Genomic DNA, 845 nt, shown 5'->3' with positions numbered 1-845 from the left:
CACGTCCGCGCGTTCGGCACCTTTGCGGCGTCTAGCGCAATCATCGCATTGCTGACGGGCCTGATGATTGACCAGTATGTTTGGATCGTCCTGCGGGGCTTCACAGGCTTCGTGATGGCCGGCGCTTATATGGTCATTGAGAGCTGGTTGAACGAGAAAGCGACTAATGAAAACCGCGGTACTGTCTTCGCCCTCTACATGATCGTYTCGTATGCTTCGCTTATCGCCGGTCAGATGATCGTYGCTGTCGGCGACGTRAGGAACGCGTCGCTATTCATGGTCGCCGGGGTATTCTTCTGCCTCGCCTTGATCCCGACGGCCGTGTCATTGGCAGCGACGCCGAAACCGCTCGAGGACGTCTCTCTTGACCTGAAAGGTCTCTACGCCACGTCGCCGCTCGCCCTGATCGGCTGCTTTCTGATCGGGATCGCCAACGGGGCGTGGGGAACGCTCGGAGCCGTCTATGGCGCCCGCATCGGAATTAGCAACGGGGGTATTGCCCTGATGGCCAGCGTCGTTGTTCTTGCCGGYGCCATTCTCCAGTTTCCCATGGGCCGGCTGTCCGACGTCACAGACCGCCGCCGAGTGCTGGCTGGCGCCGCAGCCGGAGCGGCCGGCTTCGGGCTTCTCGTGTTTGTCCTGCAGCCCCGGCCGGCCGCACTGGTCATCGTTATGATGGCGGCATACGGCGGCTTAGCCTACACCCTCTATTCGATCGCCGTAGCGCATGCCAACGACCATGCCGGTCCAGACGATTTCGTGAAGGTATCGAGCGGTCTGCTTCTGTTTTATGGGTTCGGCACGATTGTGGGGCCATTGCTGGCGGCCGCGTTGATGGCCAAGAT

Annotated in this window: 1 protein-coding gene; it reads left to right on the top strand. The window is 60.9% G+C overall.

All coding sequences use genetic code 11. The features are described 5' to 3' along the window. On the top strand, window positions 1–845 hold an 845-nt coding region (locus tag AB4048_RS28860), incomplete at both ends, for an MFS transporter (RefSeq protein ID WP_442205357.1).

Origin of the sequence: Rhizobium sp. RAF56 (assembly GCF_052113965.1) — a bacterium.
GTDB lineage: Bacteria > Pseudomonadota > Alphaproteobacteria > Rhizobiales > Rhizobiaceae > Rhizobium.
Note: the sequence above shows the minus strand (reverse complement) of the source record. Positions and strands in the feature narration are given on the sequence as shown.